At 39.9% G+C, this 13,775-nt stretch carries 13 protein-coding genes; 9 read left to right on the top strand and 4 right to left on the bottom strand.

Annotated features, from left to right (window positions below; genetic code table 11):
• Positions 1 to 49 precede the first annotated feature (49 nt).
• The 3 genes from M0M83_RS11130 to M0M83_RS11120 all read left to right on the top strand — a co-directional run bounded on the left by M0M83_RS11130 (position 50) and on the right by M0M83_RS11120 (position 3,295).
• Positions 50 to 382: a DMT family transporter gene (locus M0M83_RS11130; RefSeq protein ID WP_125893030.1), complete on the top strand. Its 333-nt coding sequence runs from the start codon at positions 50 to 52 to the stop codon at positions 380 to 382.
• 58 nt (positions 383 to 440) lie between these two features.
• Complete coding sequence (locus tag M0M83_RS11125; protein WP_248466587.1) at positions 441 to 728, top strand: DUF333 domain-containing protein; 288 nt, start codon at positions 441 to 443, stop codon at positions 726 to 728.
• Positions 729 to 1,012: 284 nt separating this feature from the next.
• Positions 1,013 to 3,295, top strand: coding sequence for an FdhF/YdeP family oxidoreductase (locus tag M0M83_RS11120; RefSeq protein WP_125893034.1), 2,283 nt, complete (start codon positions 1,013 to 1,015; stop codon positions 3,293 to 3,295).
• Positions 3,296 to 3,354: 59 nt separating this feature from the next.
• Here M0M83_RS11120 and dsbB read toward each other — a convergent pair whose 3' ends face one another.
• Positions 3,355 to 3,870, bottom strand: coding sequence for a disulfide bond formation protein DsbB (dsbB, locus tag M0M83_RS11115; protein ID WP_248466586.1), 516 nt, complete (start codon positions 3,868 to 3,870; stop codon positions 3,355 to 3,357).
• A 152-nt stretch (positions 3,871 to 4,022) separates the two neighbouring features.
• Positions 4,023 to 5,573, bottom strand: a complete 1,551-nt coding sequence (nhaB, locus tag M0M83_RS11110) for a sodium/proton antiporter NhaB (RefSeq protein WP_125893038.1) — start codon at positions 5,571 to 5,573, stop codon at positions 4,023 to 4,025.
• A gap of 221 nt (positions 5,574 to 5,794) precedes the next feature.
• Here nhaB and fadR point away from each other — a divergent pair, with 221 nt between their 5' ends.
• The 4 genes from fadR to M0M83_RS11090 all read left to right on the top strand — a co-directional run bounded on the left by fadR (position 5,795) and on the right by M0M83_RS11090 (position 10,303).
• On the top strand, positions 5,795 to 6,511 hold the full coding sequence (gene fadR, locus M0M83_RS11105; protein WP_125893216.1) for a fatty acid metabolism transcriptional regulator FadR: 717 nt from the start codon (positions 5,795 to 5,797) through the stop codon (positions 6,509 to 6,511).
• A gap of 460 nt (positions 6,512 to 6,971) precedes the next feature.
• Entirely contained in the window at positions 6,972 to 8,273 is a 1,302-nt protein-coding gene (locus M0M83_RS11100) for a D-amino acid dehydrogenase (RefSeq protein WP_213912664.1), read from the top strand.
• Between the two features lie 61 nt (positions 8,274 to 8,334).
• Complete coding sequence (alr, locus tag M0M83_RS11095; protein WP_248466585.1) at positions 8,335 to 9,414, top strand: alanine racemase; 1,080 nt, start codon at positions 8,335 to 8,337, stop codon at positions 9,412 to 9,414.
• A gap of 136 nt (positions 9,415 to 9,550) precedes the next feature.
• Complete coding sequence (locus M0M83_RS11090) at positions 9,551 to 10,303, top strand: MipA/OmpV family protein (protein ID WP_125893045.1); 753 nt, start codon at positions 9,551 to 9,553, stop codon at positions 10,301 to 10,303.
• Between the two features lie 115 nt (positions 10,304 to 10,418).
• On the opposite strand, the gene M0M83_RS11085 is transcribed toward M0M83_RS11090, so the two are convergent.
• Together M0M83_RS11085 and gapA are read right to left on the bottom strand one after the other, a co-directional pair.
• Positions 10,419 to 11,300 (bottom strand): D-hexose-6-phosphate mutarotase, encoded by an 882-nt coding sequence (locus tag M0M83_RS11085; protein ID WP_125893047.1) that lies wholly within the window; start codon positions 11,298 to 11,300, stop codon positions 10,419 to 10,421.
• A gap of 283 nt (positions 11,301 to 11,583) precedes the next feature.
• On the bottom strand, positions 11,584 to 12,579 hold the full coding sequence (gapA, locus tag M0M83_RS11080; RefSeq protein WP_004911198.1) for a glyceraldehyde-3-phosphate dehydrogenase: 996 nt from the start codon (positions 12,577 to 12,579) through the stop codon (positions 11,584 to 11,586).
• 355 nt (positions 12,580 to 12,934) lie between these two features.
• Between gapA and msrB the strand changes: the two genes are divergently transcribed.
• Together msrB and M0M83_RS11070 are read left to right on the top strand one after the other, a co-directional pair.
• Positions 12,935 to 13,348 (top strand): peptide-methionine (R)-S-oxide reductase MsrB, encoded by a 414-nt coding sequence (msrB, locus tag M0M83_RS11075; RefSeq protein ID WP_125893049.1) that lies wholly within the window; start codon positions 12,935 to 12,937, stop codon positions 13,346 to 13,348.
• A 114-nt stretch (positions 13,349 to 13,462) separates the two neighbouring features.
• Positions 13,463 to 13,768: a YeaC family protein gene (locus M0M83_RS11070; protein WP_125893051.1), complete on the top strand. Its 306-nt coding sequence runs from the start codon at positions 13,463 to 13,465 to the stop codon at positions 13,766 to 13,768.
• The last annotated feature ends 7 nt before the right edge of the window (positions 13,769 to 13,775 follow it).

The following is a 13,775-nucleotide window of genomic DNA, read 5'->3' as shown; positions in this document are numbered from 1 at the left end:
GCTTTTTTGTTGTTATCTAAGTAACGCATTCTAATAATAAGGAAAGACAATGAAGGGTCTAGGTTTTTTATTGATGTCTATTATTGCTGAAGTCATTGCAACGACCACATTAAAAGCATCTGATGGTTTTAGTCGTTTTTGGCCGTCTTTGATTGTTATTATTGGTTATGCAGTTTCTTTTTGGGGGCTTTCACAGGTAGTAAAAACCATGCCATTAGGGATTGCTTATGCAATTTGGTCAGGTTTGGGAATTGTGCTGGTTTCCATCGCTGCAATTTATATTTACAACCAAAAACTCGATTTACCTGCAATTATTGGTATGCTATTAATTATTGTTGGTGTGTTAGTCATCAATTTATTTTCAAAAAGTGGTGGGCACTAAATCGTTGGTGCAGAATATTCAGGCAGCATGATTGGAGAAACAAGGAATGAGGCATCGGATGAGTCAATTTTTAAAACCCGTAATAGCAATATCACTCACTGGGTTTATATCTGTCATGTTATCTGCGTGTGGTAGCTCAAACGTAGATAAATCTGTGGAACATTCTGCGAGTCAGTACGCCAAGCAAGTAGTCAATTTAGGGCCAGGTGCGCAAGAAGCTTGCGTGTCAGCGGGAGGCTTGCCTGCACTGACATTAGAATTAAATGGCTCACAAACTGCAGTATGTCAATTTGCGAATGGTAAGCGTTGCGCTGTTGACATTATACAATCGGGCTCTTGTATATAATTTTATTATAAAGTTAATTAATCTTTTATTAATTATTAATATAAGATTAATTAACTCTCTATATTTCTTTGGTTGTAATCTATTTTAATACCCCGAACTATTTTTGTTTAATTATATTTTCACTATTCATATACGGGCTATCTAAATATGAGCATCTATTTAGGTGTTTATTTTAATTATTGATATTTAATGATGATATTACTAATATTAAATAATAAAGAATATTTTCGATAATTATAAAACCACATATAAAGATGTTTACATTTATTAAAGAGTAATGCCAAATGAAAAAGAAAATTGAAGAGTATGATGGCCCAGCTGCTGGTTGGGGTGCTGTTAAAGCCGTTGCAGAAGCGTTACGTGGCCAAATGAAAATCGGGCACGATATCATTGCGATGTTTGAAATGAATAAGGTGGATGGCTTTGACTGCCCTGGTTGCGCGTGGCCTGATCCGGTACACACAGCGTCATTTGATATTTGTGAGAATGGGGCAAAAGCCATTGCTTGGGAAGCAACATCTAAAAAAACAACCCCAGAATTTTTTTCTAAATACACCGTTACAGAATTACTTGAGTGGGATGATTTTCATTTAGAGGATGAGGGACGTTTAACGCATCCTATGAAATATAATTCACAAACAGATAAATATGAACCAATCGAATGGGAAGATGCATTTCAGCAAATAGGGACACGTTTACAGAGTTATTCCAATCCAAATACCGTTGAGTTTTATACCTCCGGGCGGACTTCAAATGAAGCCGCATTCTTATATCAATTATTGGCTCGTGAATATGGCACAAATAATTTCCCTGATTGTTCAAATATGTGCCATGAACCAACGAGTGTTGGTCTTGCTGATTCCATTGGTGTCGGTAAGGCGACAGTATTGTTAGATGATTTTGATAAAGCGGATTTAGTGATTTGCATAGGCCATAACCCAGGAACTAACCATCCGAGGATGTTGAGTTCATTGCGTGAAGTTTCTAAACGCGGTGCAAAAATAATTGCAATCAATCCCTTAAGAGAGCGTGGTCTTGAGCGCTTTACCTACCCGCAAGACGTAGTAGAAATGTTAACACTAGAGTCTACACCTTTAGCAGGGCACTATTATAAGGTTCGTGTCGGTGGAGACACCGCGCTACTTAAAGGCGTCATGAAGTTGTTGATTGAAAAGCACCAAGCTGCTGTAGAGGCAGGAAACGAGCCTATTCTTGATACTGAGTTCATATCAACTCATACCCAGGGTTATGAAGCTTTAAAAAATGACTTACAGACAACAAGCTGGAAAGATATCTTAAGGGTTTCTGGTTTACCACGTGAGTCTATTGAAGAGATTGCTGACCTTTATATTGAGGCAAAAAGTACCATTATCTGTTATGGCATGGGGATCACTCAGCACGAACATGGTACACAGAATGTTCAGCAACTTGTTAACTTACTGCTACTAAAAGGAAATATTGGCAGGGAAGGTGCAGGTATTTGCCCATTACGGGGTCATTCGAATGTTCAAGGTGACAGAACGGTTGGCATTACAGAGAAACCATCAAAAAGCTTTTTAGACAAAATTGAACAACGATTTGGTTTTAAACCACCAAGTGAATTTGGCCATGCTGCAGTGGCGAGCATGCAAGCGATTTCTGAAGGCAAAGCCAATGCGTTAATCTGTATGGGTGGAAACTTAGCAGTTGCAATGCCAGACAAAGACGCTTGTTTTTCAGGTATGAAAAAGCTTGATTTAGCTGTCCATACAGCCACTAAACTGAATCGTTCTCATTTATTAACCGCTAAGCAGACATTCTTGTTACCGGTATTAGGGCGTAGCGAGATAGACAGACAAAGCAGTGGCGTGCAATGTGTTACGGTAGAAGATTCCATGTCGATGGTCCATGCATCAAAAGGTCTACTTAAACCTTGTAGCCCTTATCTTAAATCCGAGTGTGCGATTGTCGCAGGAATAGCGAAAGCGGCAATACCGAATAGTAAAGTTGAATGGGATGATTTTATCGGTAATTACGACTTGATCCGTGATGCGATGGAAGCAGTATTACCTGGTTTCGATGATTATAATGCGCGTATTAAAATACCAGGAGGGTTCCATCTGACTAACGCTGCTTCTGAACGTCGTTGGTTAACGCAATCAGGTAAAGCTAATTTTGTACCAACAGAAGGCGTTATTGAAGACCCGAATTCAGCCGTAAACAGCGAATTAATTTTGGCAACATTGCGTAGCCATGATCAATACAATACCACAATTTATGGTTTAAATGACCGATACCGTGGTGTGTTTGGGCAGCGAGATGTTGTTTTCATTAGTGGTGCCGAAGCCCAAAAACAGAAATTAGAGGCGGGGGATAAAGTAAATCTCATTGCATTAGATCGTGAGCAAAAACCGACAAAACGTCGTTTAGATAACCTCACTGTCGTGATTTATGATATGGCAGACCGCAGCGTTGCTACTTATTTTCCTGAAGCTAATAATTTAATTTCGTTAGATAATTTCGACCCGCAATGTGGTATTCCTGCGTATAAAAATATTCCTGTGAAATTAGAACGCGTTATTCAATAAGTCGACTTTGTTGTTCTAGGAACCCCAAATGTTGAACGTAACATTTGGGGCCTTAATGACTATTTTTTGGCTGGGAAAAACTGGCTGATGATAACAATGATGGCTACTAAGAGATAAGCCGCGAAGATACCAATTAACCACTGTGGCATATCTAGCCCTAAGAATGCCCACTGCCTAACGGCACAGTCACCTGTCGCTTCAAACACTGCAGGCACCCATTCTTGTAATGGTAACCAATCAGGGAAATTAACAAAAAAATCGCAAGAGGCAAATGGGGAAGGATAAAGCTGTAGCATGGTATGTTCCCATGCAAGATCTAAACCGCGCCAAGCAGAGTAAACCCAAATAAGCATGGCAACCCAGCGTATCACCATGTTTCGCGGTGCTACTGCGCCAACTATGCCAGCAACCATAATGCCAAGTAATGCAACGCGTTCATAGATACACATAACGCATGGTTGTAGCTTCATAACATGCTGAAAATATAAAGCCGCACACTCGAGCATAAAGGCAATAAAGGCCATGAGTAGCCAAGCGACTCTTCCTTGTGAGCAGTAGTTAAAAAATCTGAACATACTTAGTATCCTAATTGAGTAATGCACCCATTTTGCCTCTATCGCACCGATAAAAAAAGTAATTAAAGTGAAATTATGCAATTTTTAGATAGGGCTTTACCTAATATTACAATTAGCCGTATTGGGGGACGGCTAATTGCTTTAAAGTATAGTTACTGAGCGAATGTTATCAAGCCAATACTTTCCATCCAATGCGTGATTGGTACTAGCCAGAATTCGACTCCTAATAGCCCAACAATTGTCATTACGATGGTATATGGCAGCGCCATCCAAACCATGCGACCATAAGACAAACGGATCAGCGGTGATAACGCGGATGTTAATAAAAACAAGAAGGCAGCTTGGCCATTAGGTGTCGCAACAGAAGGCAAGTTAGTCCCTGTATTAATTGCCACGGCTAAAAACTGGTATTGTTCCGTTGACACCAACCCGTCATTTGCCGCTTTTAAAGCTTCAGTAATATAAACTGTCCCTACGAAAACGTTATCTGATACAGCAGAGAGTAAGCCATTAAACAGATAAAATAAGGAGAGTTGCGATGATTCAGAGGATTGCAACACAAACTGAATAAATGGGGTGAATAATTGCTGGTCAATAATAACAGCAACAATGCTAAAGAAGACCGTTAATAACGCGGTAAAAGGTAACGCTTCTTCGAAGGCTTTACCTAATGCATGCTCTTCTGTGATCCCACAAAATGCGGTAGCAAGTACGATAACGGATAAGCCAATCAGACCAACTTCAGCTAAATGGAAAGCAAGGGCGACTATCAACCAAATACCAATTAATCCTTGAACGACTAACTGTGCAAGATCTCTTTTGGTACGTTTAGCGGTCTGTTTTTTATCGTGTTCAGTCAAAATTTGGCGAACAGAGTCTGGAAGCTCAGCACCGTAGCCAAATAGTTTAAATTTTTCAACAACAAAGCAGACGACTAAACCACAAACAAAAACCGGTATGGTTACAGGAGCCATACGGATATAGAAGGTAATGAAGTCCCAATTGACATGTTTTGCAATGATAAGGTTCTGTGGTTCACCCACCATGGTCATGACACCACCAAGCGCGGTACCAATACCTGCATGCATCATCAAGCTTCGTAAAAAAGCCCTAAACTGCTCAAGGGTCTGTTTCTGCTCTGCACTGTTAATGAAACCATCATTTTGTAGGTCAGTGCTGCTGGGTTGGTTAGAAGCATACTGATGATAGATAGAATAAAAACCAATTGAAACGCTAATGACCACAGCAATAACGGTTAATGCATCTAAAAATGCAGATAAAAATGCACTCGCGATACAAAAGGCAAGGGAAAGAATGCGCTTAGAACGCACGTTTATCAACAGTTTGGTAAAAACAAACAAAAGCAATTGCTTCATGAAATAGATACCCGCTACCATAAAAATCAGTAACAAGATAACTTCAAGGTTATTGCTAATTTCATGTGAAATTTGAGCTGGTGTAGTCATACCAATGAGAACGGCCTCTATGGCCAAAAGACCGCCAGGCTGCAATGGGTAACATTTAAGTGCCATTGCGAGTGTGAATATAAATTCAGCGACTAATAGCCAGCCTGCAACGAAGGGGCTGATAAAGAAAAAGACAATAGGGTTAATTATTAGGAATATAATAATTGCTAATTTGTACCAATCAGGCGAATTTCCCAGAAAATTTTTCAAAAAAGCTGTTTTTAAACTAAAATCCATTATGGTTCGTTATCCTCTTTTATGCGGATGTCGTGTACTGTGTTATACATACTACTCTTATCTCTGACAGATTTTAAGCTTATTTGCTAATTGAGAGCGTATGAATTATATGGAAATTATATGATTTGCTTCACCCTTTATTTTTAGTCTAACTATATCAGGTGATGACAATCTGGTATGATTTGCTCAATATCCGTCTAAATGTTTGGAATAATAAAAATATGGTTATTAAAGCTCAAAGTCCGGCCGGTTTCGCGGAAGAGTATATTATTGAGAGCATATGGAACAACCGCTTTCCACCAGGTTCAATTTTACCCGCTGAGCGTGAGCTTTCGGAGTTAATTGGTGTAACAAGAACAACCTTACGTGAAGTGTTACAGCGTTTGGCTCGTGACGGTTGGTTAACCATTCAGCATGGTAAACCAACGAAAGTGAATAACTATTGGGAAACGTCTGGCCTAAATATTTTAGAGACACTGGCTAGGCTTGATCACGATAGAGTACCGCAACTCATTGATAATTTATTGGCAGTACGTACCAATATTGCGGCAATTTTTATTCGCACTGCCTTTCGAAATAACCCAGAGAAATCAATAGAGGTGTTAGCTGGGCGGGAAAAAGTGGAAGATAATTCAGATGCATTCAGTGATTTGGATTATAACATTTTCCGTGGGCTTGCATTTGCATCCGGTAACCCAATTTATGGTTTGATTATTAACGGTTTAAGAGGGTTGTATACCCGTGTTGGCCGCTATTATTTTTCAAACCCTGAAGCGAGGCGCTTAGCGTTGAATTTTTATCAACAATTAAGCCATCTTTGTCGTGAGCAAGCCTATGATCGTATTATGGATTGTGTGCGTAACTATGGTAAAGAAAGCGGAATAATTTGGCATAGTATGCAAAGCAATATGCCTTCTGATTTAGCTCAAAGCCGCTAGTTAACGGGTATTTAATCCAGCTAGGCCAGCATATTGTGTTATATCAGTATGCTGGTTTTTTATCATTAATCATTGACAGATTTTGGCCAAATAGCCATTGTTCACTTGAATGAAGTGAAAAACCAATCTTTGTTTATTTATTGGTATTTAATACCGTCAAATTTCCTCTTCTTAGTTTAATAAAATAAATCGGTTTTATTGGGCACCTCACGTGAATCGATAGAAAATTCTAAATTAAAAAATAATTAAAACTGCATTTTTTTTATCTTGTTGAATTTAAATCAATTAATTTTTTGTTTGAATTTTGAACTGGAATTTAATATCGGCATGTAAATCAAATGTGACGAAATTTAAATTTTTTAACTGTATTGTTAAAAGTGTTAATTCACCACATTGGCAAATAATTTCTAGAATATTATCCTAAAAGAAATGGTGCAGACTTTTACTTTGTGGGGAAGCGATGAAAATTCTAGTGTTAGGCGCAGGCGTGATCGGTGTGACAACCGCGTGGTATTTAGCACAAGAAGGGCACGAAGTGCTAGTGGTGGATAGACAACATGATGTGGCAGAAGAAACAAGCGCCGCTAATGCAGGGCAAATATCTCCTGGATATGCAACCCCATGGGGTGCACCTGGGATCCCCCTTAAAGCAGTGAAATGGATGTTTGAAAAACATGCCCCTTTAGCGATACGTCCAGATGGCACGCTATTTCAGCTGCGTTGGATGTGGCAGATGTTAAAAAATTGCGATATCCAACATTATGCAATGAATAAAAGCCGTATGGTTCGTATTGCAGAATACAGCCGTGATTGTATTCGTCAATTAAGAACGGATACGGGTATCGAATATGAAGCCCGCCAAGGGGGGACTTTACAGCTTTTTCGTACTGCTGAGCAGTTTGATAATGCGGCTAATGACATTGCGGTCTTACAGCAAGAAGGGGTTCCATACGAATTACTGACATCAAATGAACTCGTTAAAGCCGAGCCTGCGTTAGAATTTGTTAAGCATAAGCTTACCGGTGGATTGCGGTTACCGAATGATGAAACGGGGGATTGTCAGCAATTTACTAAAAAACTAGCCAAAATGGCACAAAACTCAGGCGTTAAATTCAAATTTGGTGGCCATGTTGAGCAGATTTTAACTGAAGGTAATAAGGTGACTGGCGTCAAAATTGATGGTGAAATTTTGCAAGCAGACCGCTATGTCGTTGCAATGGGCTCTTATTCTACCTCAATGTTACAAAGTCTGGTTAAAATCCCAGTCTACCCGCTTAAAGGCTATTCATTAACCATGCCGATTATTGATGATCAGCGTTCGCCAACCTCCACCATTTTGGATGAGACATACAAAATTGCAGTAACGCGATTTGATGAGCGTATTCGCGTCGGTGGAATGGCTGAAGTCGTTGGTTTTAATTTGAATATACTGAAAAAACGCTGCGAAACATTGAAAATGGTGGTACAAGATTTGTATCAAGGCGGCGGTGATATCGAACAAGCACAATTTTGGACGGGCCTGCGTCCAATGACACCAGATGGTACTCCAATAGTGGGGCCGACAGCATACGGTAATTTATATTTAAATACTGGGCATGGGACACTGGGTTGGACAATGGCTTGTGGTGCAGGGAAGTTGCTGGCAGATATCATTTCAGGGAATACACCAGAAATAGCGTCTGATGATCTATCGGTATTTAGATATCTTGATGGTTTTAATACCAAGTTGGTTACGCAGGGTGATTTAACACCAGCGCGCTAAGTATTTGATGTTTTTGTATCATTGTAATTTTAGAATTAATTAAATGTATTAAGGAATTTAAATGCCGCGTCCAATAAGTGCTGTTATTCATCTACAAAATTTACAACATAATTTGTCTGTCGTACGGCAACATGTTGGAAAATCAAAAATTTGGTCAGTTATGAAAGCAGACGGTTATGGTCACGGCATCAAGCAGATTTGGCCTGCGCTAAAAGAAACGGATGGCTTTGGGGTATTAGATTTTGATGAGGCCATTTTATTGAGAAAAGAAGGGTGGAAAGGGCCAATTCTATTGTTAGAGGGTTTTTTCCAGCCTCAAGACTTGCAATTGATTGATCAATATAATTTAACGACAAGCGTGCATAGTGAGTGGCAATTATTTGCCATTGAGAATGCTCAATTATCATCACCGATTTCAGTCTATATTAAGCTAAACAGTGGAATGAATCGGTTAGGTTTTCTACCGAACGATTACGAAAATGTCGTACGACGGTTATCTAAAATGCCGAATGTACGTAGTTTAACGTTAATGAGTCACTTTGCTAATTCAGATACCAAAACCGGCGTTGCTGAGCCTTTTCAACAAATCCAGCAATTTGAACACTTATCTTTAGAAACCTGTATCGCAAATTCAGGGGCAACACTGTGGCATAAACATACGCAATATGATTGGATCCGTACGGGGATTTTACTGTATGGTGCGTCTCCAAGTGGAAAATCTACTGATATATCTGGGTTGGGCTTGAAGGCAGCGATGACATTACAATCAGAAGTGATTGCTATCCATGAAATTCCAGCAGGTCAATCAATTGGTTATGGCAGCCGGTTTACATCAACTAAACCGATGCGTATTGCGACAGTGGCGTGTGGTTATGCCGATGGTTACCCTCGGCATGCTGCAAATGGAACACCAGTATGGTGCAAAGGAAAGCGTTGTGCACTACTGGGGGCGGTTTCGATGGATATGCTGACCATTGATATCAGTGATTGTGACGATGTTAAACTGGGTGAGCGAGTGGAATTATGGGGGCAAAATTTACCTGTTGATGAGGTGGCACAAGCAGCTGGCACCATTGGTTATGAGCTACTTTGCGCACTCGCGAAAAGAGTTCCTGTTTCTTATGAAAATAAAGTAGAATAAATATTAATCAGTCACGCTAAAAATAGTGAAAATTTGGCTTTAAGTGTGATTTTGGTTAAGAATGTTTGGATTGTAACTATATTAATATACATATAGTATGTGATCTATTTCTCATTATTTTTAGGTTAAATATAATATGTCAAAAGCAATTAAATTAACGACATTTGCGGTGGCTTTGAGTGTGTTATCTGGGACCGCTTTTGCTGGAACTTGGTCTGTTGGTGGCTCGGTATTAGCGCAATCAACACCTTATAAAGGAATTAAGAGCCGTGATTATGTCACGCCAGTACCTATTGTTAATTATGACAGCGAGAATTTCTATTTTCATACATTAGCTGCGGGTTACTACCTATGGAACGATAAGCAAGACCAACTCTCATTAGATGCTTATTATTATCCACAATTTTTTAAACCTAAAGATAATGATGATAAAGCGATGCGCGAGTTAGACCGCCGCCGTGATACGGTGATGACGGGGCTGACTTATCGTCATAAAGCTGATTGGGGTACGCTGAGAACGAATATTTCTGGTGATATTTTAGGTATCAGTAATGGTATTCGTGGTGAGTTTGCCTACCTATATGGCTTTGAAGGTGACAAATGGTCAATCACTCCGGGCCTTGGTATTAAATGGGATAGTAAGAACCAAAATCGTTATGAATATGGCGTGTCTTCAAAAGAATCACGTAATAGCGGTTTAAAACGCTATAACCCAGGTTCAAGTTGGACACCATACGTTGAAGTGACAGGAAATTACCGCTTTGATGAAAATTGGACGGTATTCGCAATGGGCCGTGTTGACCGCCTGCCAAGTGAAGTGAAAGATAGCCCAATGGTAAATAAAGATGTTTCTGCCATTATGTGGACGGGCGTCACTTACACATTCTAAGTTCGTTATAGAACAGTAAATTAAATAGCCCCTGATATCATGATGATTGTCAGGGGCTAATTTTATCTATCTAGAAATTTGATGAGCTTAGATTTTATATGTTTAGAATGAATAATTAATCTTGCGGCTTATTATCGCGGCTGACCATCACTAATGAAAGGCGGGCAGGGTGCTGCGCATCACTTTTCATTGGGACGTTGATCCTTGCTGTTTCTACACAAACCATCTGTTTGTAGCCATTATTTGGCATATCGCCCATACTGCATGATAATTCCGCCCAAGGGTTCCAACAAACAACATCACTATTATGGTAATGGTGAATTTCTATTGTACGGGCCCATCCATCATCACGTAAGAGGCTATATTCTTCTGGCTCTGAATAAATACGGTCGGTATGTTTATTAAACTTTAGTGGCTCATTTTCATAAACTTCTTTATCTGCAACTTTATCGAAATAGTGGCCACCTAACCCATAGACAGTGGCTTTTTGAATATCACTGATATTAAAATAACTGTGTAATGCGGCAGTCGTTTCGAAGTCCCCATAACTTTCTAGTTCAAGCTCGCACGTTTCACCTAGTTTCATACGCAGGATCAGAGTGAACTCATGGGGCCATAATTTACGGGTATATTCTGTATCTGTTAATGTGAAGGTTAAAATAACACCATCTTCATGTTCATTATGTGCAGTAAATTGCCAAGGTAGAATTCGAGCAAAACCATGACTAGGGCTGGCAACAGGACCGAACCAAGGCCAACAAATAGGAATACCGCCACGAATAGCAACACCTTCTTTAAAAGCGCTCTCAGAACTTAGCCATAAGCAAGGTTTTTGCCCTGCAGGTTGCCAATCAATAAGTTGGGCGCCTTGTAAACTGACGGCCCCACGCACCTTGGGATGCGAGATAACAATGAGTGGAAGCTCATCAAGTTGGCGTTGAGTGATATAAGCGGAGATTTGTTTGATGACCGGTAATGCAAAAAGTTTATCGTGCATGGTATTAGGCCTGTGTTAATGGAACAGAGTGAATACTCGTCATACATTAAACTGCAGCATTGTTGACGGTGTTCGTTCACTTGAATTATTTAGAGTATCTGCCCAGCATACTTAAAGCCGCAGTGAATAGTATTCATTCTAAAATAAGTTGTGTTTATAGCGTATCCAATGAGAGATCAACCATAAGCGATATAGCAGAAAATATGAAGTGTTAATTGTTATTGGATACGGTACAAAAGAGCCGCCAATTGGCGGCTCAGTTAGACAGATTACGCGACAGCTCTTATTTAGAGATGTGAGCGATCAGGTCTAATACTTTGTTAGAGTAACCCGTTTCGTTGTCATACCAAGAAACTAATTTAACAAAGTTGTCGTTCAGTGCGATACCAGCTTTAGCATCAAATACTGAAGTCAGTTTTTCACCGTTGAAGTCAGTTGATACAACGTCATCTTCAGTGTAACCCAGAACGCCTTTCAGCTCGCCTGCTGCTGCTTCTTTGATAGCATCACAGATTTGAGTGTAAGTTGCTGGTTTTTCTAAACGAACAGTTAAGTCAACAACAGAAACGTTAGGCGTAGGTACACGGAAAGACATACCAGTCAGTTTGCCATTCAGTTCAGGGATAACTTTACCTACAGCTTTAGCTGCACCTGTTGATGATGGGATGATGTTTTGAGCAGCACCACGACCACCACGCCAGTCTTTATGCGAAGGGCCATCAACTGTTTTTTGAGTTGCAGTTGTTGCGTGAACAGTCGTCATCAGACCTTCAACGATACCGAATTTGTCGTTGATAACTTTAGCCAGTGGAGCTAAGCAGTTAGTTGTACAAGATGCGTTAGAAACGATTTCTTGACCTGCGTAAGCTTTGTGGTTAACACCCATAACGAACATAGGAGTATCATCTTTAGAAGGGCCAGTCAGAACAACTTTCTTAGCGCCTGCTTGGATATGTTTACGTGCAGTTTCATCAGTTAAGAAGATACCTGTTGCTTCAGCAACGACGTCAACACCGACTTCGTTCCATTTCAGGTTTGCAGGATCTTTTTCTGCTGTTACACGGATTTTTTTGCCGTTTACAACTAGGTGACCATCTTTAACTTCAACAGTACCGTTGAAACGACCATGAGTTGAGTCGTATTTCAGCATGTACGCCATATATTCTGCATCGAGGAGGTCGTTGATAGCAACGATTTCGATGTCAGAACGCTCTTGTGCAGCACGGAAAACGATACGGCCAATACGACCAAAACCATTAATACCTACTTTGATAGTCATAGTATTTCCACCAGCTATTTATTCGTGAATTAAGTTGTAGTTAAAGTTACCAAAACCTTGCCAGCCGTCAAGCGGAATCGTGTCAATTATTGAAAAAAATCAATTCTGATACCACCAATTGCTTATTTGTCAGCCACTTCAGCGGCAAATACAGCCGCACGTATTATCGGGATTGTACGGCATAATGAAACCATCTATCAGTGATATATGTGATACGGTTCACAAATCAAAACGGAAAGTAAGATGCTTCTTAGTTTAGAATAGTTTTACAGAAAATGTTGTTAATTTTTTGTTGATTGAAATTGATGTATGATAACCATTAAACCGTCTAGTTATTTAAATATGTAGGTATGACATGTCAAATAAAGATAACCAACCTATTGATATTTCAGAGTTAAATGAAATGCAGCGTTACGTTACACAGCAAGCCGGTACCGAGCCCCCCTTTAGTGGTCAATTATTGCATAACCGTAAAGACGGTGTGTACGAATGTTTATGTTGTGGTACACCTTTATTTATGTCTGAGACCAAATTTGATGCAGGATGTGGTTGGCCAAGCTTTTATCAACCGGTTAATGAAGAGGCTATCAAATACATTGAGGATTTCTCTCATGGAATGCATCGTATTGAGGTTCGCTGTCAACACTGTAATGCGCATTTAGGGCATGTATTTCCAGACGGCCCTCAGCCTACTGGTCAGCGTTACTGCATTAATTCAGCATCATTAAGCTTTATTGATGATGATAGTGGTGAAAAGACGCGTGGATAAAGAGCTGAAGGTTGCTGAAGCTATTGTATAAGAATAACAAAAACGATTCAGCTATTAGCTGAAATCGAGAAAAACAAAATAACGTGCTAATTGTGTATTTGAAGGAGCCTTACCGTGAGCGTTGAAGTTAATCCAGAACAACTTGAACAATTGTTGGCAATGATGACCCCGGAAATTTATGAACGCCTAGTAACCGCCGTTGAACTCGGTAAATGGCCGGATGGGGTGATGTTAACACCGGAACAGAAAGAACATAGTTTACAAATGGTATTATTGTGGCAGTCACGACATAACCATGACCCAGAGCATATGACGGTAGGGACTAATGGTGAAATTACGATGAAGAGCAAACAAGAGCTAAAAATGTTGTTCCAAGGTGAAATGCTGGCGACCTTAAAACCGCAACATAATGATGAATAACGGTTAT

The sequence above is a fragment of the Providencia rettgeri genome (genome assembly GCF_023205015.1).
Lineage (GTDB): Bacteria > Pseudomonadota > Gammaproteobacteria > Enterobacterales > Enterobacteriaceae > Providencia > Providencia rettgeri_E.
The sequence above is the reverse complement of the archived record's forward strand: the minus strand, read 5'-3'. Positions and strand labels throughout refer to the sequence as shown.

Excerpts from the sequence above, each read along its gene's own strand:
- M0M83_RS11100 (WP_213912664.1), top strand. The coding sequence starts at position 6,972 with ATGAAAATTCTAGTGTTAGGCGCAGGCGTGATCGGTGTGACAACCGCG.
- gapA (WP_004911198.1), bottom strand. The coding sequence starts at position 12,579 with ATGACTATCAAAGTAGGTATTAATGGTTTTGGTCGTATTGGCCGTATC.
- nhaB (WP_125893038.1), bottom strand. The coding sequence starts at position 5,573 with ATGGATTTTAGTTTAAAAACAGCTTTTTTGAAAAATTTTCTGGGAAAT.
- dsbB (WP_248466586.1), bottom strand. The coding sequence starts at position 3,870 with ATGTTCAGATTTTTTAACTACTGCTCACAAGGAAGAGTCGCTTGGCTA.
- M0M83_RS11130 (WP_125893030.1), top strand. The coding sequence starts at position 50 with ATGAAGGGTCTAGGTTTTTTATTGATGTCTATTATTGCTGAAGTCATT.
- msrB (WP_125893049.1), top strand. The coding sequence starts at position 12,935 with ATGTCAAATAAAGATAACCAACCTATTGATATTTCAGAGTTAAATGAA.
- M0M83_RS11090 (WP_125893045.1), top strand. The coding sequence starts at position 9,551 with ATGTCAAAAGCAATTAAATTAACGACATTTGCGGTGGCTTTGAGTGTG.
- M0M83_RS11120 (WP_125893034.1), top strand. The coding sequence starts at position 1,013 with ATGAAAAAGAAAATTGAAGAGTATGATGGCCCAGCTGCTGGTTGGGGT.
- fadR (WP_125893216.1), top strand. The coding sequence starts at position 5,795 with ATGGTTATTAAAGCTCAAAGTCCGGCCGGTTTCGCGGAAGAGTATATT.
- M0M83_RS11085 (WP_125893047.1), bottom strand. The coding sequence starts at position 11,300 with ATGCACGATAAACTTTTTGCATTACCGGTCATCAAACAAATCTCCGCT.
- M0M83_RS11125 (WP_248466587.1), top strand. The coding sequence starts at position 441 with ATGAGTCAATTTTTAAAACCCGTAATAGCAATATCACTCACTGGGTTT.
- alr (WP_248466585.1), top strand. The coding sequence starts at position 8,335 with ATGCCGCGTCCAATAAGTGCTGTTATTCATCTACAAAATTTACAACAT.